Raw genomic sequence first — 25,666 nt, 5'->3', positions numbered from 1 at the left:
TTTAATCAACCCGCCGCCAGGTCGAATCCTTGCAGAGAAGCCCGCCAAGCACACAACCTGACAGTTGAATGCCCTTGTCTGAAAGCTTGGCTTTGCCGGAATAGGTTTTGCCATTTTCTGTGTTGTAGAGAGAACCGGTATAGGTTCCCGAATCCGTCGGCTTCAATGTGACTGCCTGTATTCCCACAACCGGCCGATCGCGCTTGGACGCATCAGGGTTGTTGACGTCATTAACAGGGTTGCTCATCCAGATCACCGTGCCGCAAATTCCCGCACCGCAATCGCTCAACCGGACCTTCGTGCGTCCCGTATCATTGACATAGGTGCCCGTTATATCGGGCGCCTGCGCCATGGCGGGCACAGCCATCGCCGAGACGACAAGCAAAGACAAGGTCAATTTTTGAATGTTAAACAACGAGTATCTCCTGAATGCAAAACGATATTTCCTACCCGTGCATTAATACTCCGGCTAAATTTTGACGCGAGCATTACGCCTGCCTTTTCTTTCTCTGAAATTCATACAATTTGGATTGCGCACGGAAATATTAGGGTAAGCCAGCGGGCTATTTCATCGAATTTCCGCCGACTTTTAACGCGTCAATCAGGTTCACTAGTGAATCTCCAAGTAAATTCTGCACAACTTTCAACGACAGGGCGTTGCATTTCCGCCACAATGTGTTGCATGAGTGCAACGTGGTTGGGATGGCATAAGCGATGCTCTTATCAAATTCGGTCAATCAGTTCGGGAATTCGCTCACGGCTGCCGCTGGCGGCAACACGCAGCGTTTTTACTCCCGTATTGGTGTTATCACGGTTGTGCTGGCGCTTTTGACCACCGGCATAACGTTTTTCATCCTGACCGGAATGACACCGCTTCGTCCTGACAGCAACATTTCCTTCTTCCTCACCAGTATAAATGCCGTGCTGATTCTCGCGCTGATTGTTCTGATCGGCCGGGAAATCTATCGTATCAGCCAGGCCAGAAACCGGGGGAAGGCCGCTGCACGCCTGCATGTGCGTCTTGTTGTGCTGTTTTCGCTTGTTGCCGCCGTTCCGGCCATGCTTGTTGCAATCGTTGCGTCCGTTACGCTTGACCTTGGACTTGACCGTTGGTTCGAGATGCGAACAACGACGATCGTCAATTCCTCAATCAGCCTTGCCAATTCCTATATTCAGGAAAGTGCCCGCAATTTGCAGGGAACAACGCTGGAAATGGTCAGCGATGTGGATTCGCAGCGCTCGCTCTACAATCTTGATCGCACCAGCTTCACGCGGTTCCTCACCCAGCAGGCGAATGGCCGTGGTCTGATCGGTGCTTTCATCATCCGTTCCAGCGGAGACGTGGCCGTTCGTGCCGATATACGCACCAGCATAACAATCCCGCCCGTGGCGAAATCCATTTTGAAGACAGCTGAAGATGGCAGGCCGGTTCTGATACCGCCGGAACAGACCAATCTGCTGAGTGCTGTGGTGAAGTTGCAGCAAATACCCGACATGTTTCTTTATACGGTCCGGCCCGTAGACGGAGACATTCTGAACTCCATGCGGGCGATTGAGAGCAATACGCCGGAAGCGCGCCAGCTCGCCGCCAATGGCGTTAACACACAGATTCTGTTTGCTCTGCTTTATTTCGGGCTCACCCTGACTTTGCTCTTATCGGCAATCTGGACAGGTATTGCCGTGGCCGACAGGCTCGTGCGTCCCATTCGCTTGCTAATCGGGGCGGCGGGTGATGTCGCCACCGGCAATCTTGATGTTGCCGTGCCCGTGCGCCGTTCCGACGGCGATGTTGGCTCGCTCTCCCAAACATTCAACACCATGGTGCGGCAGCTTGGGACGCAACGTCGTGATCTTGTAGCAGCAAAAGACCAGATCGATGAACGCCGCCGTTTCTCGGAAGCTGTGCTGTCAGGTGTCACCGCCGGTGTGATCAGCGTAGACGGTGATGGCGTTATCGGCATCATGAACCGATCTGCAGAAACCATGTTCGAGCTTGATCCGGTCACCGCCGTTGGCAAGAATCTGACGGCACTTGTGCCTGAGATCGGGCTGGTTTTCGAAGTGGCCCACGCCACGGGCCGCCCGGTTTATCGCGAACAGGTGTCTATGTCGCGCCGCGGCAGCGCCCGCACATTCAATGTTCAGGTCACGGTTGAAGACGCCGAATCCGCAGAACATTCCTATGTCGTGACGGTGGATGACATCACTGATCTTGTGGAAGCACAGCGTTCCTCGGCCTGGGCCGATGTAGCGCGGCGCATTGCCCATGAAATCAAAAATCCACTGACACCGATCCAGCTTTCCGCCGAACGTATCCGCCGACGCTACGGCAAGGTGATTACCGAAGACCGCGAGGTTTTTGACCAATGCACGGAAACAATCATCCGGCAGGTGGGTGATATCGGCCGTATGGTGGATGAGTTTTCATCCTTCGCCCGGATGCCCAAGCCGGAAATCAAGGCGATGGACCTGCGCGAAGCGCTGCGCGAGGCTTCATTTCTTGTGGAAGTCAGCCGCAGTGATATCCGTTTTGAGCGGGATTTTGGCAACGTTCCGCTTGTGGGTCAGTTTGATGGCCGATTGATCGGCCAGGCCTTCGGAAACGTGATAAAGAATGCAGCGGAAGCTATTGAATCCGTTGTTAAAGAAGGGCTAGGGGAGGGGCATATCCGCGTCCGTTCCAAGCAAGAAGGGGATAAGTTGATCGTCGAAGTTACCGACAATGGCAAAGGCTTGCCAAGGGAACATCGGCAGCGCCTGCTCGAACCCTATATGACAACACGCGAAAAGGGCACAGGCCTTGGCCTCGCAATTGTCAAAAAGATCGTCGAAGAACATGACGGTCAAATTGAATTGCACGACGCCCCTGAAGATTTTTACGGCGGACGTGGTGCAATGATCCGCATGGTATTTCCAACTACCCATACCGATACACAGACAGCCGAACATACCACTCAATCGGCGAAACAGGTGAATTCAAATGGCATCTGACATTCTTGTCGTCGACGATGAAGTCGACATCCGCGAGCTTGTTGCAGGAATATTGAGCGATGAAGGCCACGAAACCCGTGTGGCTTCTGATGCTGACAGCGCCTTGGCTGCGATCGATGATCGCATTCCCCGGCTGATCTTTCTCGATATCTGGATGCAGGGCAGCCGTCTCGATGGCCTTGCCCTGCTGGACGAAATCAAAATCCGTCATCCGGAGATTCCCGTGGTGATGATTTCGGGTCATGGCAATATTGAAACCGCAGTTTCAGCCATTCGCCGCGGCGCTTATGATTTTATCGAGAAGCCGTTCAAGGCAGACCGCCTGATCCTCATTGCCGAACGGGCATTGGAGACATCGAAGCTACGTCGCGAAGTTTCGGATCTGCGCAAGCGTTCCACCGAGAGTTTTGAACTGCTCGGCACGTCACTGTCGATGAATCATCTGCGCCAGACGATTGAGCGCGTTGCACCGACCAACAGCCGTATCATGATTACAGGTCCATCGGGGGCAGGCAAGGAACTCACCGCCCGCGCTATCCACGCCCTTTCTGCCCGCTCAAAGGGGCCATTCGTCAATTTGAATGCCGCAACCATTACGCCGGAGCGGATGGAAGTGGAGCTGTTCGGCACCGAATCCGATGGCGGCGAACGCAAGGTCGGTGCGCTGGAAGAAGCCCATGGCGGTATTTTGTACCTCAATGAAATTGCCGATATGCCGCGCGAAACGCAGAACAAGATTCTGCGCGTGCTTGTTGATCAGCAGTTTGAGCGGGTAGGCGGCACCAAGCGCATCAAGGTGGATGTGCGCATCATCTCGTCAACCGCGCAGAATCTCGAAGCCATGATTGCCGAGGGCCGTTTCCGCGAAGACCTGTTCCACCGGCTGGCCGTAGTTCCGGTTATCGTTCCGCCTTTGGCTGACCGCCGCGATGATATCCCTGCGCTTGTGGAGTTCTTCATGACGCAGATTGCCGAACAGGCCGGCATCAAGCCGCGCAAGATCGGACCGGATGCCATGGCTGTTTTGCAGTCACACTCCTGGCCGGGCAATATCCGCCAGTTGCGCAACAATATCGAACGGCTGATCATCCTTGCACGCGGCGATGATCCGGAAGCGGTCATTACTGCCGATCTTTTGCCAGCGGAAATCGGTGACACCTTGCCAAAGGCTCCAACTGAATCCGATCAGCACATCATGGCTTTGCCCTTACGCGAAGCACGCGAGCGATTTGAGAAGGAATATCTCATTGCGCAGATCAACCGCTTTGGCGGCAATATTTCCCGTACGGCGGAATTTGTCGGCATGGAGCGCTCGGCATTGCATCGTAAGCTGAAATCGCTCGGCGTCTGACCGGTTCAATGCGTCTCTAAGACGTCATTCAACACGGCAGTATTCGGTTGCGACTCTCCCGGTTTTGCGGGAAAGTTGGCGGCCTTTGCTCTCCGGCATCGGCTTTTATCATGGGAGTGAGGAATGTTTCGTCCTGTCAATCCGTCCGGTCCGTCCATACCGGGCCTGTCTCAGGCCATGCTGATCGAAGGCGGCAAGCTTCTTATGCTCTCAGGGCATGTTCCTTTCGACGCAGAGGGAAAAATTCCGACGAAGGATGTGGCCGCACAGCTTGATCTGGTCTTTGCCAATATGGAGGCAACGCTTAAAGCAGCTGGCACAGATTTCAGCAGTATTGTCCGGCTGACCTATTATATCAGGGATTTTGATCAGGCCATGTTGCCGCAGATACGCGCTGTTCGTGATCGTTGGGTGAATACGCAATGTCCACCAACCAGCAGCCTGATTGGCGTGGCTGCACTGTTTCACCCCGATGTTCTGATAGAAGTGGACGCGATGGCCGTCATTGCCGAAGGTAAGACTGGCTGATGCGTGTCATCATCTGCGGCGCAGGGCAGGTAGGATATGGTATCGCCGAACGTCTGGCAGCCGAAGACAATGATATTTCGGTTATCGATACCTCGGCTGAGCTTATTCAGGTGATACGTGATACGCTTGATGTGCGCGGTTTCGTCGGTCATGGCGCCCATCCGGATGTTCTGGCAGCAGCCGGTGCCGAACAGGCGGATATGATCATCGCGGCTACGCTCTATGACGAGGTCAATATCGTTGCCTGCGAAGTCGCGCACGCCCTGTTCAACGTACCGACCAAAATTGCCCGTATCCGCGCGCAGGCCTATCTGCAGCCGCATTATCAGGATCTGTTTTCCCGCGATCATATGCCCATTGACGTCATCATTTCCCCTGAACTTGAGGTGGGTGAAATGGTGCTGCGCCGTATCGCCTTGCCTGGTGTGAGCGATGTCGTGCGCTTTGCCGACGAGAATATTGTGGTGATGGCAATTGAGTGTCTGGAAGACTGTCCCGTCATCAATACGCCGCTGATCCAGCTGAGCGATCTTTTTCCCGATCTGCCTTCAACGGTCATGGCGATCATCCGCAACGACAAATTGTTCATTCCGCGTTCGGTCGATCAGCTTTTTGCGGGTGATATAGCCTATGTGGCGACGACCAAAGCGCAGGTGCGCCGCACGCTGGCCTTGTTCGGACATGAGGAGCCTGAAGCCACACGCATCGTTATAGCGGGCGGTGGCAATGTCGGTCTCTATGTTGCCCAGACCATTGAGGCAAAACAGCCCAAGACCAAAGTCAAGCTGATTGAGCCCAATCTGACGCGTGCCAATGCCATTGCCGATGGTCTGCGCCGTTCCATGGTGCTGCACGGCAGCGCGCTGGACCAGAAACTTCTGCTTGAAGCGGAAATTCAGGATGCGGACCTTCTGGTGGCGCTGACCAATGATGATCAGGTCAATATGCTGGCGGGCGTCATGGCCAAGCGCCTTGGCTGCAAATCCAGCCTAGTCCTTATCAACAACCCGGATTATCTGGACCTGAGCAAATCTTTGGGTATCGATGCCCATATCAGCCCGCGCAGCGTCACGATTTCGCGTGTGCTTCAACATGTGCGCCGGGGCCGTATCCGGGCCGTACACAGTGTCCAGAAGGGCCGGGCGGAGATTATCGAAGCAGAGGCGCTCGAAACCTCACCGCTCGTCGGCGCCCCCTTACGCGATCTCGATTTACCCGATGGCCTGCGTATCGGCGCGATCTATCGCAATGGTGAGGTGATCCGGCCCGATGGTTCTGTTCGCATCAAGCCGCAGGACCGGGTGGTTATTTTCGCAACTGCGGAAGCCGTCAAACAGGTCGAGCAGATGTTCCGCGTCAGCCTTGAATTCTTCTGATCAGCAGAAAGAAGCGCACAAATGAAACTGCAACTCCTTCGCAATGCCACGCTAAAACTTGACTATGCCGGTTCCACGATCCTGATTGATCCGTTCTTCGCACCAAAACACAGCCGTCCGTCATTCACAGGCCGTTCGCCCAATCCGATGACCGATCTTCCGGTATCAACAGACGAAATCTTGGAAGGTGTCGAGCTTGTTCTCGTTTCACATCTGCATGCGGATCATTTTGATCCTGTGGCGCAGGAGCTGGTTCCCAAGCATTTGCCCCTGATTTGCCAGCCGGGCGACGAAGACACGATCCGCTCCTTTGGTTTTACGGATGTCACGCCGCTGACCGCCGATATCAGGTGGAAGAACATTCGCCTGACACACCGGGACGGCAATCATGGCACCGGGGAAGTGCTCAAGCTCATGGGCAATGTAATCGGCTTCACGATCGAAGCGGAGAACGAGCCCTCCATCTACTGGGCAGGTGACACAATCCTCTATCCGCCGGTGCGTCAAACCATCGAGACAACACAGCCTGATATTGTCGTTACCCATTCCTGCGGTGCCAAGTGGGATGGCGTTCTGATTGTCATGGATGCCGAGCAGACCGTCGAGGTTTGCCGGATTGCTCCGCAGAAGACAAAAATCATCGCAACGCACATGGAAGCTCTTGACCACGCGACGGTCACCCGCGACGATCTCAAGGCTTATGCGCAGGCGCAGAATATCGATTCCCATAAGCTGATCATTCCTTTCGATGGAGAAACCCTCCATCTCACAGCCCCCAACTCATGAGACCAATCATGTCAAAGACTTACGCTTTTGTCGGCAACCTGAATCGCAATGCTTTGCCCGATGAGGGAAAGGGTATCAGCGTCTTCAGTTTTGATGACAAAACCGGTGATCTCACACTCGTCAGCGAGTATCTCGCCATCGACAATCCGGGCTATCTGGCCATTGATGAGAAGCGCAAACGTCTTTATGCAGCCGTTGAAATTCCCAGCTGGAACGAGGGCATGGCCGTTGCTTTTGATATCAACCCGGCAACGGGCGCGCTGTCCTATATCAATATGCAGCCGACGCTCGGCAATACGACCTGCCATCTCGGCTTTGACCAGTTGGGCGAAACCATCTTTGCTTCAAACTATACCGTCGCCGATCTTGGCGAGCGTCCGGGCAATGCGGTAGCTGCTTTCGCAATCCGCGCTGATGGTGGGCTGGAACCAGCTTTTGCTGCCGCTATCCATGAGGGCAAGAACGCGATCCTGCCCACGGACAAGCGCCAACACGGTCATTGTGCGGTGGTCAGCCCTGATAACCGCACGGTATTTGTCTGCGATCTCGGCCTTGACCGGATCATGGCCTACAAGCTTCCGGCCAAAGGTGGAAAGCTTGAACTGGCAGCAACGCCATTCACGCAGCTACCCGATGGAGCAGGGCCGCGCCATCTTACATTTCATCCGAATGGCAAAATAGCTTACGTTATCAATGAATTGAACAGTACTGTTTCAGTTCTTCATTATGATCCGGAAACCGCGGAATTGACGCTTGGCCAGACGCTTCCGTCTATCCCGGCAGACTTCAAGGACACCAATACCTGCGCCGAGATCGCCGTGAGTCCCGATGGCCGCTTTCTCTATGGATCGAACCGTGGGCACAACAGCATTGTCAGCTATGCGATTGGTGCCGATGGCAGTATTTCGCTGATCGGCTGGACAGCCTCACAGGGCCTTGGGCCGCGCAACTTTGTGATCGATCCATCGGGCAAATTCATGCTCGTGGCCAATCAAAAGGGCGGCGGTATCGCTGTATTCAGCCGCGATATCGAAACTGGCGCACTGGAAGACACCGGCAAGCGCGTCGACCTGCCAACACCCATGCGCATCGTCTTTGGTCAGTTCGAATAGGAGTTCTACCGATGTCCCGCATTGCCTATGTCAACGGTCAATATATCCCGCATGCCAGCGCCGGTGTTCATATTGAAGACCGTGGCTATCAGTTTGCCGATGGTGTTTACGAGGTCTGTGAAATTGCCCGTGGCAACATCATGGACATGACACGCCATCTTGATCGGCTTGGCCGGTCGCTTTCGGAACTCCGGATAGCCTGGCCAATGAACCGCAAGGCGCTGCAGGGTGTGATTGCCGAGGTTGTCAGGCGTAATCGTGTCCGCAATGGTCTGGTTTATCTGCAGGTCACGCGCGGTGTTGCCAGGCGCGACCACGTATTTCCTTCGCCTGATACGCAGCCGTCTATCGTCATCACTGCCAAACGCACTGATCCCAATGCCTCGGCTGCACGGGCCGCGAAGGGCATCAACGTCATCACCGTGCCGGAGAACCGCTGGGAGCGGGTGGACATTAAATCTATCGGCCTTTTACCAAATGTTATGGCGCGCCAGCAGGCCAAGGAGCAGGGCGCTCAGGAAGCATGGTTTGTTGATCCTGATGGCACCGTAAAAGAGGGCGCAGCAACAAATGCGTGGATTGTCACCAAGGACGGTGTTTTGGTGACCAGACAGGCAGAAACCGGAATTTTACGCGGTATTACCCGCACAACCATCTTCGATGTGGCCAAAAAACTCGGGCTAAAGATCGAAGAACGCGGCTTTTCCGTCGAGGAAGCCAAGCGGGCGCGTGAGGTTTTCATGACGGCAGCCACAACAGTTGTCATGCCAATCGTTGCGATTGACGGCGAATCGGTGGCAAATGGACACCCGGGAACGATCGCACTTTCGTTACGAGAAGCGTTTTTTGACATTGCGGAAAAAACGCCATCCTGTTAACCGGAGTATGAGGGGACTAACAAAGCTATTTTTCACCTCCTGCAGGAGTAGTTTTTTCTGCTCCCGTTGCCGAATTTTGTATGAGACACGTTTGCTGATCGCATAAAAGGACAAAAACAATGGCTGAACGATCGCAGAATCTTCAGGACCTTTTTCTGAACTCCGTCAGAAAACAGAAGATTTCTCTGACAATTTTCCTCATCAATGGCGTCAAACTGACCGGTATTGTCACTTCCTTCGACAATTTCTGCGTGCTGTTGCGCCGCGACGGCCATTCACAGCTCGTCTACAAACATGCCATCTCGACCATTATGCCGAGCCAGCCTGTCCAGATGTTCGAAGCTGAGGCCGAAGACAGCGACTGAGATAACATTTGACCAAAGAAACACGGCGTAACGCGCAAAATCCTGGCGGAACCACCAATAATGGTGAGACCGCCAGAGAAGCCACGCGCGCAATCGTCATTGTACCGGTTTTGCCGCAACGCTTTTCCGTGGGCGGTAAGGACGATGACCATGGCCGCATGAAGCACCAGCCGGAATTCCAGCGCAGCGACGATGCGCGGCTGGAAGAGGCTGAAGGGTTGGCGCGTGCCATTGATCTGGATATTGTTCATTCTGACATCGTGCAGGTTTCGGCTCCGCGTCCAGCCACTTTGCTGGGCACTGGCAAAGTCGAAACCATCCACGAGATCATCGAAGCCTCCCACGCGGAATTGGTGATCGTTGATCATTCGCTGACGCCGGTACAGCAACGTAATCTCGAAAAAGCATGGAATGCCAAGGTTCTCGACAGAACCGGGCTCATTCTTGAAATTTTCGGGCGGCGCGCGCAGACGAAAGAGGGCGCCTTGCAGGTGGAACTTGCCCATCTGACCTATCAGAAGGGCCGTCTGGTTCGCAGTTGGACCCACCTTGAACGCCAGCGCGGCGGTGGCGGCTTCCTCGGCGGTCCGGGTGAAACGCAGATTGAGGCCGACAGACGCGCCTTGCAGGAAAAGATCCTGCGCATCAAGCGCGAGCTGGAAACAGTGGTACAGACACGCACATTGCACCGGAGCAAGCGCAAAAAAGTGCCGCATCCGGTTGTGGCGCTTGTTGGCTATACCAATGCGGGCAAATCAACACTGTTCAACCGGCTGACCGGAGCAGGGGTTGTGGCTGAAGATATGCTCTTCGCCACGCTTGACCCGACGCTGCGCCGTATCCGGCTGGAACATGGTGAGACGATTATCCTGTCCGATACGGTGGGTTTCATCTCCAGCCTTCCGACGCACCTCGTCGCTGCTTTCCGGGCGACGCTGGAAGAGGTGGTGGAAGCCGATCTTATCCTGCATATCAGAGATATTTCCGATCCGGATACCGCCGCACAGTCGGAAGATGTGCATGCAATCATGACCAGCCTTGGCATTGAGCGCGGCGATACAAAACGCATTCTTGAAGTGTGGAACAAGATCGACAAACTCGATGAGGCGGGCCGCGAGTCCGCACAGCGTCTCAGCGCTGCGGTCAAGGGCATTGAACATCCCATTCCAGTATCGGCAATCACAGGTGAGGGCGTCGATGCTCTGCTCAAGGAAATCGAGAACCGCATTGCCGGCAAGCTTGAGCATGTCAAGATCACCCTGCGGCCCGACCAGATGCGCCTGATGGACTGGATTTACCAGCATTCCAGCAATGTGAAGCGCAAGGATCTGGACGACGGTTCTGTTGCACTCACCATGGATATGACTGTCGCATCTCACGCCAATCTCGACGAGAAATTATTGCGCCGGAACAACAGTTAAACCCATAATAAATGAGGGTGGAATGAGTGAAACTGCGGTGAGGATATCGGCGGTTTTGTTCGATATGGATGGCGTTCTGGTTGATTCCAGAGCCGTCATTGAACATGCATGGCGCGAAGCCGCACAGCTTTACGGACGCCAGATCACCGAGGACGATATCCACAACCACATCCATGGTCAGCTCGGACCGCACACCATCCGTACGCTGTTTCATGATCTACCACGCTCCGACCAGGAGAAGATTCAGGCGCACGTCATCCACATAGAGAACACTGCCGATTACGAGCCCATCCCGGGCGTTGAGCGGACCATTGCCCGCCTCGCTGCCGCCGGGATCACGATTGGTGTTGTGACCAGTGGATGGCAGTATAAAATCGATCGCGTGCTTGAATTGCTCCATGCACAGTCGCTGTTCTCAGTGATTGTTCAGCGCGATGATCTGGTGCGCGGCAAGCCATATCCCGATCCTTATCTGCTTGCGGCTGAACGGCTGGGCATTCCGGCCTCCAGAACAATGGTATTCGAGGACGCTATCAGCGGTGTCACATCGGCAGTAACAGCCGGTGCATATTGTGTTGGCATTGGCGGTGAAGAATTAATGCGCAGCGGTGCAAAGATCGTCATCCCCGACTTCGAGGGTGTGGAAGTACAGCCGGGCGGTCCCGGCGTTTTGACACTCTCGTGCAAACCGGGACACGAGCTGTTCATCGAACAGTTGTCTGCTCGTATGTAATCAATGCTGGCCTTGACGCGTTATTTGGCGGTTTTTGCTTCCTGCCAAAGCGCTTCCATCTCATCAAGCGTTGCCGCGTCGAGCGTCTGTTTCTGCTCGTTCAGCTTGCGCTCGATATAGTGAAAACGGGAGCGGAACTTTTCGTTGGTTCCGCGCAGGGCGCTTTCTGGTTCGAGATTCAGATGGCGGCCGAGATTGACAATGGCAAACAGCAGGTCGCCATATTCTTCCTCCGTATTTTCTTTGTCACCATTGGCGATAGCCTGTTTCAACTCGCCGATTTCTTCCTCGATCTTGTCGAGAATGGGCGCAGCCTCCGACCAGTCAAAGCCTACCTTGGCGGCCTTCTGCTGTAGTTTGAGCGCACGCATCAGGGCAGGGAAGCCATGCGGAATATCGTCAAGGAAGCCGCTCGGCTCCACGGCACCAAGATTGAGTGCAGCACGGCGTTCACGCCGTTCGGCTTTTTCCTCGGCCTTGATCTTGTCCCACATGCCTTTGGCCATGCCCGCGCCACGCGCAGCTTCCTCGCCAAAAACGTGCGGATGGCGGCGGATCATCTTGTGAGTGATCGCCTGAACCACATCGCCAAAATTAAAGGCGTTCATCTCTTCAGCCATGCGCGCATGGAACACGACCTGCAGCAGCAAATCACCCAGTTCTTCGCGCAGATCATCAATATCATCACGCTCAATGGCATCGATCACCTCGAACGCTTCCTCAAGCGTATAGGGCGCGATGGATTTGAAATCCTGTTCAATATCCCAGGGACAGCCGGTTACAGGCGTGCGCAGAGCTTGCATGATGTCGAGAAGGCGGGTGATGTCGCGTGATGGTTTCATGCAAGCACATTAGGACAGGAGCAGGGTGGCCGATATGACGGAGCCCGAAAGGCCCGCATTTGTCCACAGGATCGGTTAATGCTGGTGCAGCGATATCGGGCCAATGACATCATAGACAATCTTCACACCATCAATGGTGTCGGGTAAATCAGCTGTTTCAGGCACATGATCGCGTAGATTGACCTTGATGGCGTAGGAGTCACCGATGCGGATCAGGCCGACACCGACAACGGTCCCGCACGATCCGGCAATCTCTTTCGCTTTCGGCTTGGCAAGCCGCGCTTGTTCGATGGAGGTGCTCATGTCCCTTAATTTAGTGCATCCTACAGGCCGCGGCTAGAGCCAGACCATATTAAAGCTGGCGAGGGTGTTTTCACACTCAGACAGGCATTGTCAGCCCCAATTGTTCCAGCACAATGGAAAGGTCATTGGCAAAGGTCACGCCCTTGCCATTGGTGCCACCCTGATCACTGCCGGCAAACAGCAGGGCGCATGCATAGCCCTTTTCGTCCATGATAACCGATCCACTGTCACCGCCGGAGCTGAACGGACCGCTGCCCGATGTTTCGATTTCAATCTGGCTGTCAAAACCGATATCGCCAAATTCGTAGCTGACAACCACATCATCGACTTCAATGGCCGTAACGGTGCCCTGCGTTACACCGGTTGTTCTGCCGACCTTGAATACTTTGTCGCCGGGACGGAGCGGGGTCTTGCGCAATCCCTTGAGCTTGCCAGCGCCTGTCAAGGTAACAGCATCAAAACCGATATCTGCATCGATTGAAGCAATGGCCGCATCAACCAGATTGTTCATGCCTGATTTAACGGGCACAAAGGCGAGCAGTTCGCCCACCTTATCCTTGTTTTTCTTGCCGCCATCATAGGCGCCAGGCTGCAGGATCGCATCGCCGATCTTCGCCTTGTTTTCATTGGCCAGCACATGATTATTGCTGAGAATGACCGTCTTGCCACTCTCAGTATGCTGCGCAAAACCACCGAGCGTACCTGCCGTGATGGAAAAATGTCCAATTGAAGCGCCAATCAGCAGAGGTCTTTGCCGCAACTGATGCCACGGCAAGGCTGCGGGGGCTGCATCCGCACCGCCTTTGAAAACTGTACCGATATAGGTGATATCTGCCTTATTGCGAGCAGCTTCCTCGATCTGAGCGCGCAGATGGATATTGGTTTCAAGCGCACGCCGCTGAACGCGCACAGCCAGCCGATAATCATTCTTGCCATCACCAGCAGCAATGCCAAGCGCAATTCCGCCTTCAGCACCAGTCAGGCGACGGATTGCCGTCGAACGGACAATCCTGTGTTCGGCGCGAATTTCGGTAATAAGAGGTTTTATGATCTGTTCGGCGATCTCTGTTTTCAGGGCACGTACAGTTTTCAAATCCACGGTGGTCATCCTTTCTTGTGTCTACAAGTCCAGGGCACGTGTGCGACTCGCAATAAGCTTAGCGACGCAGATTCAATTTGGCGAGCGATGAGATAGGGTCAATTCAAAGCCGTTGGAAAGAGCAGTCAAATGGGAAAGAGGGCCAGAGCAGACGCCTTGCAGAATATCGGCACAAAGATCGCATAAGATAGATTATGGAACTAAACCATATGCCAAAACGACCTGAATAGTCACCAAAGGTCTATTTTAAGCTCGATGCGAAATTTGCTGGCGTCATGGAATGATGCAGGCTTGAACGGAAATTCCACTTTGGGCGCTGGCTGTGGTTTATTATCAGGCAGCCAGGACGCTGTAATCTTAACCCGCTTCGTGGCTTGATAACTGAGATCCAGTTGCCGCGTCGTTTCCTTCCCGGCTGTCTTCATGCTTCCCGTCGCCGTCAGGCTTCTATGAGTAGCAGCGAGTTGCAATGAACTATTGGTGGCGCGAAGTTTGTTGTCGAAATCTGTGCTGGCAATCGCTTTAAAACCCTTTACAGCAGCCTCGACATCAAGTGAGCCTCCGGCAAATTTCAGATCTTTATCAACAGTCAGACTCGTGTGGGCCTTGATATCCGGATCAGCCCAACTCGCATTGATATGGAAATTGAGTTCCTTTTTCAGAGCGTTGAAATAGACACTGGCGTTGGGATTGGCGCCGTTCATTTTGAGGCCGATGGAACCGGGTTTGGCGTCCCATACCATCAGATTATCGGCGTTGGGCAAACGCGTTTTCAGCAGGGTCTGCTGGGCCAGTGTCGGGACAATGGGCTCGCCCATGGGGTCGTAACCGCCCATTGCCGTGCAACACCGGCCTCCAATCTGGCAATTTACAGCAAAAAGCAGACAGCCATCGCTCGTCAGTCCGGCAACACTGTGGTGCTGTGTGTTTCTAAGGGTGTACTTCCCACAGCACGATAGAGAACTGTCGATGACCGCGTCGAGAGAATGGCCACCAAAAACGATACCTGACTGCAAGCCTTCGCCAAAAAGCGGCCTGTTTGAAAGCGGTATCAGACGAAAATCATCGTCTGCTGTTGTTGTTTTCGGACCTGTCGGTTGCGTGCGCGGTACTAATCCCATGTTCTACCTGCCATATCTGGTCGTTTGCTCGGCAAATTCGCGAGGCAATAACACCGTGAAGTCTGATGACAAGTAATACATTGCCGTCCCGGTATTTCAATCTATCAAAGGTCAGAACATGAAACTAAAACACACTATCCAATATTGGATCACACAGAAAAAATAGCGAATTAACTCGTAATATCAGCGATTTCTGCTTTTGCCGCCTTCATCAGTGCCTGCGGCTCTGCCGGAAAAACGAAGTTTGTCCCGCCTGCTGCAGCCCACACAACATCAAATTGCATCAGTGTGTCGTCCGCATAGGCCTTGATATCGATCAGGTGGCCCAATGGCGATACGCCGCCAATGGCAAAGCCGGTTTCCTTGCGGATGTGTTTGGGATCGGCGCGATGCAGCGTTTCGCCGGTCAATTTTGCTGCTTTGGCAAGATCAAGCTGCCGCGGCCCGGAAACCAGAAACAAATAGAGCTGCTGCGTATCTGTACCCTGAAAAATCAGCGATTTAACAATCTGCGCAACCGTCACACCGCATTGGATAGCCGCATCTTCGGCCGTATGGGTTGAATCGGCCATCTGGCGGATTTCGATCTCAAGACCCGCTTCGTGGGCTGCCTGACGAACGCGCTCAACGCTTTTGCTCATGCCTCAACCTCAAATGACAGGCCATCAAAGGCCGGTTCCACATTATCAGGCGTGCCCTGCATGACTGTTTCATAATCCAGCGGCACATGCATATGCGTGAGAATTGCTCGACGCGGCTTTAGCTTGTCGATCCACTCCATTGATTCATCTAGAGAAAAATGGCTTGGATGCGTGCGATATTGAAGGGCATCAATGATCAGAATATCAAGGCCATCCAGTTGCGCCGCTGTCGTCTCCGGAAAGGCGCTGACATCGGAACAATAGGCCACATCACCAATCCGGAAAGCCAGGGACAGAATATCGCCATGCACCTGCGGCAATGGCAGAAAACGGATGGAACCGCCCGCTCCTTCAATTTCAAAAGCTTCGTGATGCACGATCTCGTGTGGCCGCAGGATCGGTGGATAGCTGGAACCTTCGGGGGTTTTGAAACAATAGCCAAATCCCTCAACGAGACGGCGCTGCGTTGCCAGATCGGCATAGATATCCATCAGGCTGCGCCGGTCGATGACAAAGGTCCTGAGATCGTCAAGTCCGTGAATGTGGTCCGCATGCGCATGGGTATAGACAACTGCATCGAGCCGTCCGGAGCCGAAATCGATCATCTGCGAGCGGAAGTCCGGCCCCGTATCGATAATCACAGTGGTAACGCCACCATTATCGGCAATGCGTTCCACCAGCAGTGAAGCGCGACGCCGGCGGTTTTTTGGATTGTCAGGATCGCAATTGCCCCAGTCACCATTGATGCGTGGCACGCCCGGAGACGAACCGCAGCCGAGAATGGTAAAGCGCAAGCGATCAGGCATGAGCGGGCCTTGGCATCTTGGTGAACAAGCGGAACACATTGTCAGTGGTCAGCCGGCCAATTTCCTCAACGCTGACGCCGATGGTCTCCGCCAGAACAGCAGCGGTATGCGTAACAAAGCTTGGCTCGTTGCGCTTGCCACGATGCGGCATTGGCGCAAGATACGGTGCGTCCGTTTCAACCAGCAGCCGGTCACGCGGCACATTTTTGGCGATTTCGCGTATCTCGGGCGAGTTCTTGAACGTCAAAATTCCGGAGAAGGAAACATAGCCGCCAAGCTCGACGCCGACGCGCGCCAATTCGGCACCAGAGGAAAAGCAGTGCAGAATGAAAGGGAAGGCCCCCTTCCCTGATTCTTCCCGCAAGATTGAAATCATGTCCTCATCGGCGCTGCGGGCATGAATGACGAGCGGCAAGCCGGTGACACGGGCAGCAGCAATATGTGTGCGAAGCCCCTGCGCCTGCGCTTCCGGCGGTGCATAGTCATAATGATAGTCGAGCCCCGCCTCACCGATCGCCACCACTTTCGGGTGCTCAGCGAGTTTAATGAGATCATCGGCAGTAATGTCGAGTTCCTCATGCGCATTGTTGGGATGTGTACCGACAGAGGCGTAAACGCTGTCATACTGTTCGGCGATTTTGATGATGCCATCAAACTTGCGAACGCGCGTACAGATGGTCACGAGCCGCACAACGCCAAGATCCAGCGCCCGCTGGACAATGGCATCGCGTTCTTCGGCAAAATCCGGAAAATCCAGATGGCAATGGCTGTCGACAAGCATGAAAGATCCGGTTCCTATCAGGCTTCTTTGTCAGTCTCGACGTAACGCGGGAAAATCGGCTGCGGTGCAGGCAAAGCCGCACCGGGCACAAGTTCGCTGCCACCAAGCAGGTCGCTAAAGTTACGCTTGTCTGCGGGTACAGCAAGAACATCAAGCAGCTTCGCCGCTGAGCCCGGAATGAACGGCTGGCACAGGATACCCACGCGCCGGATCACTTCCGCCGTCACATAGAGAACGGTTTCCATCCGCGCCGGATCGGTCTTTTTCAGCGCCCATGGCTCCTGTGAGGCGAAATACCTGTTGGCTTCGGCCACCACCGCAAAGATTGCTCCAAGCGCCAGATGCATGGCTTGGCTTCCAACCGCCTTGCGGGCGGTTTCCAGCGCCGCCACGGCCTGATCAAGGATTGCCTTATCGACCTCTGTCAATGCGCCGGGCTGCGGCACCTTGGCTTCACAGTTTTTGTTGATCATCGACAGTGAGCGCTGCGCCAGATTACCAAGATCATTGGCAAGGTCCGCATTGGTGCGATTGACAATGGCCTCGTGGCTGTAATTGCCGTCCTGACCGAAAGGCACTTCACGCAGCAGGAAATAGCGCACCTGATCAAGCCCGTAATGCTCAACCAATGTGAACGGATCGATGACATTGCCGACCGACTTTGACATTTTCTCGCCGCGGTTGAACACGAAACCGTGGCCGAACACGCGCTTTGGCAGCTCAATGCCTGCGGAAAGCAGGAATGCGGGCCAATAGACAGCATGGAAGCGAATAATATCCTTGCCGATAATGTGTACATCGGCTGGCCAATAGCGCCACTTTTCGGCGGTCTCGTCAGGATAGCCTATGGCGGTAAGATAGTTGGTCAGCGCATCGACCCAGACATACATGACATGCTTTTCATCGCCGGGAACAGGAATGCCCCAGTCGAATGTCGTGCGCGATATGGACAGGTCTTTGAGCCCTGATTTGACGAAGGATACGACTTCGTTGCGCCGCTCATCCGGCCCGATAAAGCCCGGATTATCCGCATAAAGCGTGAGAAGACGATCCTGATAGGCTGAAAGGCGGAAGAAATAGCTTTCCTCCTCCAACCATTCGACCGGAGAACCCTGCGGACCATAACGTACGCCATCGGCGCGCACTTCCGTTTCATCTTCCTGATAATAGGCTTCATCGCGCACGGAATACCAACCGGCATAGGAATCCTTGTAGATATCCCCCGCTTCCACCATCTTCTGCCAAATCGCCTGCGATGATTTGTAATGCCGCTCCTCGGTGGTGCGGATGAAATCATCATAGGACGCATTCAAAGCATAGCCCATGTCACGGAAAAGCTTGGCATTTCTATCGGCCAATTCGCGCGGCGTAATGCCTTCCTTGCGTGCCGTCTGATGCATCTTGATGCCATGCTCGTCGGTGCCGCTGAGGAAGAACACATCCTTACCGTCATGACGGTTGAAACGGGCAATCGCGTCCGTCGCGATCAGCTCGTAAGCGTGACCGATATGCGGACTGCCATTCGGATAGGAAATGGCTGTTGTGATGTAAAATGTTTCGCGGCTCATACGTAACCTGATTTGCTTCGGAATTGGCATCTTGGGAAGGCGTCAGGCTGACATAACCCATGTCTGGCCTGATTGCTATACCGGTCGTAAACTCATGATCTGATTGAAATAATATTCCGCTTCTATGCGTTCAGCCGATCAACCGGCAAGCAGTGCGCGGTGCATCCTGTCCAGAAAGATAAGAACGGACTGCTTGCGATCAAGATTGAAAGCATCGGCTTCCCGTGCTTCGCTCTGCATCTCCTGCCAAAGCGTCGACCATTGATTGGCCTCGGCAACAGCGCCTTTTGCGGCGGCGGCCCTCGCCTTTGCCGCCAGGCGCGAGAAAATGTCTTCAAGAAAGAGATCGAACTGGATTTCGGAATCACGGCCCGACAAGGCCGTTCCAAGCGCCTGGGCCTTCGGCACATCGAAAACCGGTTTGGTCAGGATGGCATCAATCGTCTGGGATATTTCAAGGCCGCCAAAGGCCACCAGCAGAGCCGCCTTGCGTACGCTGCCATCCGCATGGGCGACGAGCGCTTCCGTATCGGGCACCTGATCCGCACCAAGACCGATTGTTTCAAGCGCTGATAACAGGTCCTGGCGGTCCAGTCCTTCAAAGCGAATAGATTGGCAGCGCGACCGGATTGTCGGCAGCAAACGCCCGGAGGAATGTGAGATCAAAATGAACAGCGTACGCTGCGGTGGTTCTTCAAGAGTCTTCAGTAAAGCATTGGCAGCATTTCGATTCATGTCATCAGCCGGATCGACGATCACGATGCGCCAAGCACCATCATGCGCTGTTCGATTGAGAAAGTGCGTGACGCGGCGGATCTCGTCGACAGTAATGCCGGTCTTGAATTTTCCGGTTTTCGCATCAAGCGGACGGCTGATATGCAAGATGGCCAAATGCGTACCCGTGGCAATCTGCCGGTACGGCGCAACGGAATAGTCAGGGTTATCAAGCTCCAGCGGCGCATCATGCTGAATCGGATGTTTGAGCATGTGGCCGGCAAGATGGAATGCCAGTGTGGTCTTGCCGACGCCCTGTGGCCCTTCGAGCAGCAATGCATGGTGCATATGGCCGGATTGATAGGCCTGTGCCAGAAACGAGCGCACAGCCATATGGCCAAACAAGGCTGGATTGGCTGACGGCGCTGGAATGCCGTCAATGGAATCATGCGTGGCTGGAACATCAAGAACAGCATCGCTCATTGTGCCGCTCCCGCCTTGGGCTTGGCCTTGATGGTACGGCTTGCCTTCAACCGGTCGACAAGTTCGGCAATATCGGCGGCAATATCGTTAACCGGTCTGTCGGCTGCAACAACCTTGCATCTACCCGGTTCCGCCTCGGCGATGGCCAGATAGGCATCCCGCCGCTTGCGATGCATTTCGATCGTCTCTTTCTCAAAACGATCAGCAGTCTCTGCGCCGCGCCGTGCATTTGCGCGTTGCAATCCGGTTTCCGCAGGCAGATCGAGAATAATAGTCAGATCGGGCATCAATCCATTGATGGCTGCCCGCTCAATTGCGCGCATGAGACCAGCATCCAGATCGCCAGTGACTCCCTGATAGACACGGCTGGAATCGATATAGCGGTCGCAGAGCACCATGCTGCCCGTATTCAGTGCCCGGCGCATGACCTGCTCGACGTGATCGTTGCGCGCGGCGGCAAAAAGCATGGCTTCCATAGCCGGACCAAATGGCTCGGCGGCCCCGCTCAGGATCACATGACGCACGGCCTCTGCACCCGGCGAGCCGCCCGGTTCGCGTGTCACCAACACATCGTCACCGCCCGCGCGCATGTGTTCAGCCAGACGGGTGATCTGGGTAGATTTGCCAGCGCCCTCGCCGCCTTCAAAGGTAATGAATAGTCCCTGTTGCACGCCGTCAGCCGTCTTTCGCTAAAGAGTCACTCTTTACAGCTGGTTCTAATGCCCGGGAAAGAAAAGGTCGAGCCGTGAAAGCACTAAAGCTTGAGGTGGCGTGTCCAGCCTGTAGTCAGTTCCAGCACGGCATCCATTGTCCGCTTCTGCAAATCGCCTGATTCAACGGCTTCTCCCGTATAAACAGGTGTTTCCTGCGCCAAGGCATCGCCAATCCAGATTCGCAGCACGCCAACCTGTTCATCCGCCTTCACTGGCGCAATGAGCGGCCCCTTATACTCCACATGGGCCTTGAGGCGGTCCTTGTTGGCGGTTGGTATCAAAAGGCTGATCTTTTCATGCGCTTTCAGGGGAACGCTTGACTTCACACCGCCAAACACGCTGGCCTCGCCAACAGTCTCGCCTTCGGTAAAAATGCTGATCTCTTCAAAAGCGTTGTAGGCCCATTCAAACACCTTCTTGGCCTCTTCTGCCCGTTCCTTGTCCGAAGCAAGACCACTCAGCGCAACAATATAGCGGCGCCCATTATGTTCGGCAGAGCCTACGAGACCATAGCCCGACTGTTCCGTATAGCCGGTTCCCATGCCATCGGCACCGATATCCAGCCGCAACAGCGGATTGCGATTGCGCTGGAAAATATTGTTCCAGGTAAAGCTCTCCTGCGTGTAGGTGCGGTAATACTCAGGATATTCGTGTTTGATGTAGCGAGCCAGTGTAACCAGATCTGTCAGCGATACTTTTTGCTGCGGATCTGGCAAGCCGGTCGAGTTGCGGAATGTCGAGTTCTTCAGGCCAATTTCCTTGGCCCGCTCATTCATCATCTCGGCAAATTTCTGCTCAGAACCCGCAATGCCTTCCGCCAGAATGATGCAGCCATCATTGGCCGACTGCACAATGACACCCTGAATGAGATCGCCAACGCTGATCGATGATTTGAGCTTGGCAAACATGGTCGACCCGCCGGAAGGCGCACCGCCCGTGCGCCAGGCATTTTCACTGACCGTATATTGCGTATCAATCTTGATGTTACCGGTTTTCAGCTCATGAAAAACCAGTTCCATGGTCATCAGCTTGGCCAGCGCCGCCGGTTCAATCAGCGTATCCGGCGCTTTGGCATAAAGGATGGTGCCGGTCTGGTCTTCCAGCATCAAAGCCTGCTTGGCCTTGGTATCAAACAGCGCCTCTTGCGCATGGGCTGAGCCATAGGCTGACAGTGCCACAAGAAGGCCAGCGGCAAGCATGCGGAATTGCTGTTTCACGGATAGTTTATGGTGTGGGAGATCAGTTTCCATCATCGCGTACGACAAACGCATCGCCTGCCCCCGCCTTCCATGCAGCCTGCAGCAAGGCATCGGTGTTTTTCCCGGCATTGGCGCGCGCCACCAGGGCAATGCGCGGACCATCCGGGCTGGCGACCTCGGACAGATCGACCTTACCCAGCGGCGAAAGCGCTCGCATGACACGGCCAGCAGCGGCCTTGTCAGCAAAAAGACCGATATCCACATATTCACCCGCAGGCGCAGCGACATCATCCAGCTTGGCCTGATTTTTCCAAGCGCCGGAAATAGCCTGCGGCGAAATAAGGCTGTTCATCGCCACGGCTGTACCATTGGCACTCGCCACGCGCTCGCTGGCATAGGAACTGACAAATGGTGATGGGCGCTTGGAGCCGCCTTTGAGCGATCCCAGCAGCACCGCAGGCTTGTCATCGATATAGGGGCCGATCAGCGGCAGAACCGGCTGTATGTCATAGCCGAAAGGCATGGCGCCTCCCGACATTGCGGCCATATCCGCCGTCTGCGGCTGCGCTGGCGCACCAAGATTAGCAGCCTGATCATTAAACGATACCGGCTGCATGCTGAGGCTTGCTACCTGAACGCCTACCGGACGCGATGGCTGCATTCCCGGAATTTCAACCGTATTGCGCCGCGTGGGTGTCGAACCATTCATGGCAATCATTGTGCCTGAATCTGGCTGGCCCAATGGATTGCGCACGCCGGGACCGCGATAGGAGGCCATAAGGAATCCATCATCGCGCCCCTCAAGCGGCGCACGTCCGACATATTCGACCTTCACATCAGCCGTACCCGTATGCTGATAGTCCAGCATGGTTGCTGCCTTTTGCGAAAGGTCAATGACGCGATTGCTATGATAGGGTCCACGATCATTGACGCGCACGATTACCGAGCTGCCATTGGCAAGATTGGTGACGCGCGCATAACTGGGCAAAGGCATGGTGGGATGCGCCGCAGACAGATGGTTCATGTCATAGACTTCGCCATTGGCAGTCAGACGACCATGAAATGCCGAGCCATACCATGAAGCAAGACCCTGACGTTTATAACCGGGTTCTTCCTTGGGGTAATACCACTTGCCACGAACCTGATAGGGTCGGCCGAGCTGATCGCGACCACCGCCGCGGGGCATGTTGCGAAAATCCGTAACCACGCGGGGGCTGGCTTTGACGCCATATTCGGATTCTGCGAAATATTCCTTACCGTGGGTACGTTTGCCGACTTTCACCTTAGGTGACGATGCACAGGCAGCCATCAAGGCGCCCATCGCAACAACTCCAGCAATTCGAAAAGCTTTGGCTTTTGACAATGCAAACCACCGGCTGGACGCCGTCCCCACACTTTTTACGCATCGATAAACAGACAAGAATGTCAGCGCAACCCCAGAACCCATCATGGACGATTGCACCAAGTCTATAACTCGCACCGATAGGTTGACAGCACCTTAACAGAATAGGTTGATATCGCTGACATCAGGTGACTTTGGTTAACGGGCAATGATCTGGCGATCACTTTTTATGTGATGCAGATTCAATGGCTGAATTCGGGTGGGTTGCGCAGTTTTTCGATCTTATCTCTAAACTTCCGGTTTTGGTTGAACAATCAGAGAGAGGACCGATCCCATGTCGCGTCATATTCCATTTGTGTTGTGCACCCTGCTCCTGCTTATCGGCTGCACAACGTCTGGCAAGGTCAGTCCACTGATCCATTGCGATAATCCTGCCGACATCAATGCGCGGGTGTTCAGCAACTGCACGCAGCATATCGGCAAGGAATCGCCTTGAGGCGAGGAAAAGCTCGGTACTAGGAAATGTGCAGGCGGACCTTTGAATTGAACAGCACTATCCGGCGAGAAAATAGGTAAAGACAGCCGCTGCAATCACACCACAGACAAATATGGCCAGATACCAGCCATACGAGTTGTGCGTCGGCCAGGCATCTTCATCATCTTCGTCAAAATCGTCGATCATTGCACTGCCCTTTTGGGTGGGCCCGGCCAATCGGAAGCTGCACACTTCTTGTCGACCGAGCCCTGCCAACGGGGTTTCGCCAGCTTTCTTGAACCCCGGCCAGCGAAGAAAGTTCCAATCGGAGGCAAGAACCAATCTGGAAACGCCATCATAGAACGTTTATAGGCATCCCATGATCGATTTATCCGGCCATATCCTGATTTTAACCGGTCCTCCGGGCTCTGGAAAAAGCACGACTGCTGCATCTCTGGTTGCGAATTCAGGGGTTCCCGCGGTGCATCTGCATTCAGACGATTTTTGGCATTATATCAGGAATGGCCTTATCCAGCCCCACCTGCCGGAAGCTCATGCACAGAACAAGACTGTCATTGATGTTCTGGCTGGTGCCGCAGAACGATATGCCAAGGGTAACTTTTTTGTCGTGGTGGATGGCATTATTGGTCCCTGGTTTCTCGATCCTTTCCGCTCTCTTTCTCTGCCACTCCATTACATCATATTGCGGCCCATACTCAGTGAAGCCATTACACGATGCCAGCATCGTGGCGGCAATACGCTCACCGATCCGGGTCCTATCAGCGAGTTGCACCGGCAATTTTCCGCACTTGATGGGCTTGAGCGCCATGTCATTGAAACGGCGGGACAAAGCCGGGAGGAAACCCTTGAAGCTGTTCAGACCATATTGGCTGACGGTACGCACCACCTGAACCCTCTTGATTAAATGCCTCCCGCTTCCGTCCTTCGCCATCGCATGCTTTAATGTTGGCGGAACATAAAACGACATCGGGAGGAAAATGAATGTCACTATCTGGGATCACCCGGCGCGCTAGTCTCGCCCTTGGCCTTTCAATTCTATCAGCAGTAACGTTTGGCGGGCTGGCACAAGCCCAGACTTTTCCGGACCGCGTTGTGACGATGGTCGTGCCTTTTGCCGCCGGTGGATCAACCGACGTTGTGGCGCGTGTGATCGCCAACAAGATGTCTGATCTGCTTGGCCAGCAGGTGATCGTCCAGAATATTGGCGGCGGGGGTGGCAGTCTTGGTGCAGGGAATGTGGTGCGGGCCGATCCTGATGGCTACACGATCCTCATGGGCACGGTGGCAACGCACGCGCTTAACCCGCTCATCCTGAAATCAAAACCATACGATGCCGAAAAGGATTTCGCGCCGATTTCATTACTCGTGATCGTTCCCAATGTTCTCGTGGTCAATCCGGACCTGCCGGCAAAGAATGTCAAGGAGCTGGTCGATCTGCTGAAGGCCAATCCGGAAAAGTATAGCTATGCATCTTCGGGCAATGGCACACCACTGCATCTATCCGGCGAGTTGTTCAAGAAGATGGCTGGCGTCTCGATGCAGCACATTCCGTACAAGGGCGCGGGCCCTGCGCTCAATGATGTCATTGGCAATCAGGTGCCGATCATGTTTGACAACCTCCCCTCATCATCATCGCATATGAAGGGCGGCACGTTACGGGCGCTTGGCGTAACCACCAAGGAAAGGGCCGCATCCTTCCCCGATGTGCCCACAATAGGCGAAACGATCCCCGGTTATGAAACCTATACCTGGAATGCGCTGTTCGCGCCGGCAGGTACACCGCCGGAAGTTATCGCCAAGCTGAATGAAGCTGCTAACAAGGCGATGAAAGATCCCGCGGTAATCGAACGCATGAAAGAATTCAGCGCCACCATCGTTGGCTCTACGCCTGAAGAACTCGCTGCACATGTGAAGGCGGAGATCGCCAAGTGGACACCAGTCGTCAAAGACGCCAACGTCCAAATGGATTAATCCGGACGATACATCAGGCGGGCGCAGATTGGCGCCCGTCTTCCGT

At 54.5% G+C, this 25,666-nt stretch carries 27 protein-coding genes; 13 read left to right on the top strand and 14 right to left on the bottom strand.

Annotated features, from left to right (window positions below):
* Position 1: 1 nt before the first annotated feature.
* Positions 2-415, bottom strand: coding sequence for a DUF2147 domain-containing protein (locus FHW17_RS17395; protein WP_091885934.1), 414 nt, complete (start codon positions 413-415; stop codon positions 2-4).
* Between the two features lie 299 nt (positions 416-714).
* On the opposite strand from FHW17_RS17395, the gene FHW17_RS17390 reads away from it, so the two are divergent.
* The 10 genes from FHW17_RS17390 to FHW17_RS17345 all read left to right on the top strand — a co-directional run bounded on the left by FHW17_RS17390 (position 715) and on the right by FHW17_RS17345 (position 11,541).
* Positions 715-2,991, top strand: a complete 2,277-nt coding sequence (locus FHW17_RS17390; RefSeq protein ID WP_182510422.1) for a PAS domain-containing sensor histidine kinase — start codon at positions 715-717, stop codon at positions 2,989-2,991.
* Complete coding sequence (locus FHW17_RS17385) at positions 2,981-4,342, top strand: sigma-54 dependent transcriptional regulator (RefSeq protein WP_091885929.1); 1,362 nt, start codon at positions 2,981-2,983, stop codon at positions 4,340-4,342. The genes FHW17_RS17390 and FHW17_RS17385 overlap by 11 nt, the downstream gene beginning before the upstream one ends.
* Positions 4,343-4,465: 123 nt before the next feature.
* The gene (locus FHW17_RS17380) at positions 4,466-4,870 is read left to right on the top strand and encodes a RidA family protein (RefSeq protein ID WP_113097135.1); all 405 of its coding nucleotides are present in this window, start codon (positions 4,466-4,468) and stop codon (positions 4,868-4,870) included.
* Positions 4,870-6,246: a Trk system potassium transporter TrkA gene (gene trkA, locus FHW17_RS17375; protein ID WP_182510421.1), complete on the top strand. Its 1,377-nt coding sequence runs from the start codon at positions 4,870-4,872 to the stop codon at positions 6,244-6,246. The genes FHW17_RS17380 and trkA overlap by 1 nt, the downstream gene beginning before the upstream one ends.
* Positions 6,247-6,267: 21 nt before the next feature.
* Positions 6,268-7,032: an MBL fold metallo-hydrolase gene (locus tag FHW17_RS17370; protein WP_182510420.1), complete on the top strand. Its 765-nt coding sequence runs from the start codon at positions 6,268-6,270 to the stop codon at positions 7,030-7,032.
* Positions 7,033-7,040: 8 nt separating this feature from the next.
* Positions 7,041-8,144 (top strand): lactonase family protein, encoded by a 1,104-nt coding sequence (locus FHW17_RS17365; RefSeq protein WP_182510419.1) that lies wholly within the window; start codon positions 7,041-7,043, stop codon positions 8,142-8,144.
* Between the two features lie 11 nt (positions 8,145-8,155).
* A complete protein-coding gene (locus tag FHW17_RS17360; RefSeq protein WP_182510418.1) occupies positions 8,156-9,022 on the top strand; it encodes a D-amino-acid transaminase in 867 nt (288 codons plus the stop codon).
* 119 nt (positions 9,023-9,141) lie between these two features.
* Positions 9,142-9,387, top strand: a complete 246-nt coding sequence (hfq, locus tag FHW17_RS17355; RefSeq protein WP_091885912.1) for an RNA chaperone Hfq — start codon at positions 9,142-9,144, stop codon at positions 9,385-9,387.
* Between the two features lie 8 nt (positions 9,388-9,395).
* The gene (hflX, locus tag FHW17_RS17350) at positions 9,396-10,808 is read left to right on the top strand and encodes a GTPase HflX (RefSeq protein WP_112526813.1); all 1,413 of its coding nucleotides are present in this window, start codon (positions 9,396-9,398) and stop codon (positions 10,806-10,808) included.
* A gap of 22 nt (positions 10,809-10,830) precedes the next feature.
* A complete protein-coding gene (locus FHW17_RS17345) occupies positions 10,831-11,541 on the top strand; it encodes an HAD family phosphatase (RefSeq protein ID WP_182510417.1) in 711 nt (236 codons plus the stop codon).
* A 20-nt stretch (positions 11,542-11,561) separates the two neighbouring features.
* Here FHW17_RS17345 and mazG read toward each other — a convergent pair whose 3' ends face one another.
* The 12 genes from mazG to FHW17_RS25380 form a co-directional block, all read right to left on the bottom strand.
* Positions 11,562-12,383, bottom strand: coding sequence for a nucleoside triphosphate pyrophosphohydrolase (gene mazG, locus FHW17_RS17340; RefSeq protein ID WP_182510416.1), 822 nt, complete (start codon positions 12,381-12,383; stop codon positions 11,562-11,564).
* Positions 12,384-12,458: 75 nt separating this feature from the next.
* On the bottom strand, positions 12,459-12,686 hold the full coding sequence (locus FHW17_RS17335) for a hypothetical protein (RefSeq protein WP_112526807.1): 228 nt from the start codon (positions 12,684-12,686) through the stop codon (positions 12,459-12,461).
* A 76-nt stretch (positions 12,687-12,762) separates the two neighbouring features.
* A complete protein-coding gene (locus FHW17_RS17330) occupies positions 12,763-13,785 on the bottom strand; it encodes a hypothetical protein (protein WP_112551989.1) in 1,023 nt (340 codons plus the stop codon).
* 230 nt (positions 13,786-14,015) lie between these two features.
* A complete protein-coding gene (locus FHW17_RS17325) occupies positions 14,016-14,549 on the bottom strand; it encodes a hypothetical protein (RefSeq protein WP_182510415.1) in 534 nt (177 codons plus the stop codon).
* A 527-nt stretch (positions 14,550-15,076) separates the two neighbouring features.
* The gene (locus tag FHW17_RS17320; RefSeq protein WP_182510414.1) at positions 15,077-15,547 is read right to left on the bottom strand and encodes a YbaK/EbsC family protein; all 471 of its coding nucleotides are present in this window, start codon (positions 15,545-15,547) and stop codon (positions 15,077-15,079) included.
* Positions 15,544-16,353 carry an MBL fold metallo-hydrolase gene (locus FHW17_RS17315; RefSeq protein WP_182510413.1) on the bottom strand — a complete coding sequence of 270 codons (810 nt, stop codon included), beginning with the start codon at positions 16,351-16,353 and terminating at the stop codon, positions 15,544-15,546. The genes FHW17_RS17320 and FHW17_RS17315 overlap by 4 nt, the downstream gene beginning before the upstream one ends.
* On the bottom strand, positions 16,346-17,134 hold the full coding sequence (locus tag FHW17_RS17310; protein ID WP_112526796.1) for a TatD family hydrolase: 789 nt from the start codon (positions 17,132-17,134) through the stop codon (positions 16,346-16,348). The genes FHW17_RS17315 and FHW17_RS17310 overlap by 8 nt, the downstream gene beginning before the upstream one ends.
* Positions 17,135-17,151: 17 nt before the next feature.
* A complete protein-coding gene (metG, locus tag FHW17_RS17305) occupies positions 17,152-18,702 on the bottom strand; it encodes a methionine--tRNA ligase (RefSeq protein WP_182510412.1) in 1,551 nt (516 codons plus the stop codon).
* Positions 18,703-18,840: 138 nt separating this feature from the next.
* Positions 18,841-19,899, bottom strand: a complete 1,059-nt coding sequence (locus FHW17_RS17300) for a DNA polymerase III subunit delta' (RefSeq protein WP_182510411.1) — start codon at positions 19,897-19,899, stop codon at positions 18,841-18,843.
* On the bottom strand, positions 19,896-20,570 hold the full coding sequence (gene tmk, locus FHW17_RS17295) for a dTMP kinase (RefSeq protein ID WP_112526791.1): 675 nt from the start codon (positions 20,568-20,570) through the stop codon (positions 19,896-19,898). The genes FHW17_RS17300 and tmk overlap by 4 nt, the downstream gene beginning before the upstream one ends.
* A gap of 83 nt (positions 20,571-20,653) precedes the next feature.
* Positions 20,654-21,829: a D-alanyl-D-alanine carboxypeptidase family protein gene (locus tag FHW17_RS17290; RefSeq protein WP_348643753.1), complete on the bottom strand. Its 1,176-nt coding sequence runs from the start codon at positions 21,827-21,829 to the stop codon at positions 20,654-20,656.
* Between the two features lie 22 nt (positions 21,830-21,851).
* Positions 21,852-23,132 (bottom strand): septal ring lytic transglycosylase RlpA family protein, encoded by a 1,281-nt coding sequence (locus FHW17_RS25380; protein ID WP_182510410.1) that lies wholly within the window; start codon positions 23,130-23,132, stop codon positions 21,852-21,854.
* A 355-nt stretch (positions 23,133-23,487) separates the two neighbouring features.
* Here FHW17_RS25380 and FHW17_RS17280 point away from each other — a divergent pair, with 355 nt between their 5' ends.
* Complete coding sequence (locus FHW17_RS17280; protein ID WP_162700305.1) at positions 23,488-23,649, top strand: hypothetical protein; 162 nt, start codon at positions 23,488-23,490, stop codon at positions 23,647-23,649.
* Positions 23,650-23,706: 57 nt separating this feature from the next.
* On the opposite strand, the gene FHW17_RS25375 is transcribed toward FHW17_RS17280, so the two are convergent.
* Positions 23,707-23,835 (bottom strand): hypothetical protein, encoded by a 129-nt coding sequence (locus FHW17_RS25375; RefSeq protein ID WP_281410751.1) that lies wholly within the window; start codon positions 23,833-23,835, stop codon positions 23,707-23,709.
* A 175-nt stretch (positions 23,836-24,010) separates the two neighbouring features.
* On the opposite strand from FHW17_RS25375, the gene FHW17_RS17275 reads away from it, so the two are divergent.
* Together FHW17_RS17275 and FHW17_RS17270 are read left to right on the top strand one after the other, a co-directional pair.
* Positions 24,011-24,553: an AAA family ATPase gene (locus tag FHW17_RS17275; RefSeq protein WP_112526926.1), complete on the top strand. Its 543-nt coding sequence runs from the start codon at positions 24,011-24,013 to the stop codon at positions 24,551-24,553.
* A gap of 77 nt (positions 24,554-24,630) precedes the next feature.
* Positions 24,631-25,620 carry a tripartite tricarboxylate transporter substrate binding protein gene (locus FHW17_RS17270; protein ID WP_112526785.1) on the top strand — a complete coding sequence of 330 codons (990 nt, stop codon included), beginning with the start codon at positions 24,631-24,633 and terminating at the stop codon, positions 25,618-25,620.
* Positions 25,621-25,666: the final 46 nt, after the last annotated feature.

The organism is Phyllobacterium sp. P30BS-XVII (genome assembly GCF_014138335.1).
In the GTDB taxonomy this organism is placed as follows: Bacteria; Pseudomonadota; Alphaproteobacteria; order Rhizobiales; family Rhizobiaceae; genus Phyllobacterium; species Phyllobacterium meliloti.
The sequence above is the reverse complement of the archived record's forward strand: the minus strand, read 5'-3'. Positions and strand labels throughout refer to the sequence as shown.

Bases quoted from the DNA above. Each gene is read 5' to 3' on its own strand.
- FHW17_RS25375 (WP_281410751.1), bottom strand. From the start codon at position 23,835: ATGATCGACGATTTTGACGAAGATGATGAAGATGCCTGGCCGACGCAC.
- FHW17_RS17315 (WP_182510413.1), bottom strand. From the start codon at position 16,353: ATGCCTGATCGCTTGCGCTTTACCATTCTCGGCTGCGGTTCGTCTCCG.
- FHW17_RS17390 (WP_182510422.1), top strand. From the start codon at position 715: ATGCTCTTATCAAATTCGGTCAATCAGTTCGGGAATTCGCTCACGGCT.
- FHW17_RS17370 (WP_182510420.1), top strand. From the start codon at position 6,268: ATGAAACTGCAACTCCTTCGCAATGCCACGCTAAAACTTGACTATGCC.
- FHW17_RS17360 (WP_182510418.1), top strand. From the start codon at position 8,156: ATGTCCCGCATTGCCTATGTCAACGGTCAATATATCCCGCATGCCAGC.
- FHW17_RS17300 (WP_182510411.1), bottom strand. From the start codon at position 19,899: ATGAGCGATGCTGTTCTTGATGTTCCAGCCACGCATGATTCCATTGAC.
- trkA (WP_182510421.1), top strand. From the start codon at position 4,870: ATGCGTGTCATCATCTGCGGCGCAGGGCAGGTAGGATATGGTATCGCC.
- FHW17_RS17385 (WP_091885929.1), top strand. From the start codon at position 2,981: ATGGCATCTGACATTCTTGTCGTCGACGATGAAGTCGACATCCGCGAG.
- FHW17_RS17270 (WP_112526785.1), top strand. From the start codon at position 24,631: ATGTCACTATCTGGGATCACCCGGCGCGCTAGTCTCGCCCTTGGCCTT.
- FHW17_RS25380 (WP_182510410.1), bottom strand. From the start codon at position 23,132: ATGGGCGCCTTGATGGCTGCCTGTGCATCGTCACCTAAGGTGAAAGTC.
- mazG (WP_182510416.1), bottom strand. From the start codon at position 12,383: ATGAAACCATCACGCGACATCACCCGCCTTCTCGACATCATGCAAGCT.
- FHW17_RS17365 (WP_182510419.1), top strand. From the start codon at position 7,041: ATGTCAAAGACTTACGCTTTTGTCGGCAACCTGAATCGCAATGCTTTG.
- FHW17_RS17320 (WP_182510414.1), bottom strand. From the start codon at position 15,547: ATGAGCAAAAGCGTTGAGCGCGTTCGTCAGGCAGCCCACGAAGCGGGT.
- FHW17_RS17335 (WP_112526807.1), bottom strand. From the start codon at position 12,686: ATGAGCACCTCCATCGAACAAGCGCGGCTTGCCAAGCCGAAAGCGAAA.
- FHW17_RS17380 (WP_113097135.1), top strand. From the start codon at position 4,466: ATGTTTCGTCCTGTCAATCCGTCCGGTCCGTCCATACCGGGCCTGTCT.
- hfq (WP_091885912.1), top strand. From the start codon at position 9,142: ATGGCTGAACGATCGCAGAATCTTCAGGACCTTTTTCTGAACTCCGTC.
- FHW17_RS17345 (WP_182510417.1), top strand. From the start codon at position 10,831: ATGAGTGAAACTGCGGTGAGGATATCGGCGGTTTTGTTCGATATGGAT.
- FHW17_RS17310 (WP_112526796.1), bottom strand. From the start codon at position 17,134: ATGCTTGTCGACAGCCATTGCCATCTGGATTTTCCGGATTTTGCCGAA.
- metG (WP_182510412.1), bottom strand. From the start codon at position 18,702: ATGAGCCGCGAAACATTTTACATCACAACAGCCATTTCCTATCCGAAT.
- FHW17_RS17280 (WP_162700305.1), top strand. From the start codon at position 23,488: ATGTCGCGTCATATTCCATTTGTGTTGTGCACCCTGCTCCTGCTTATC.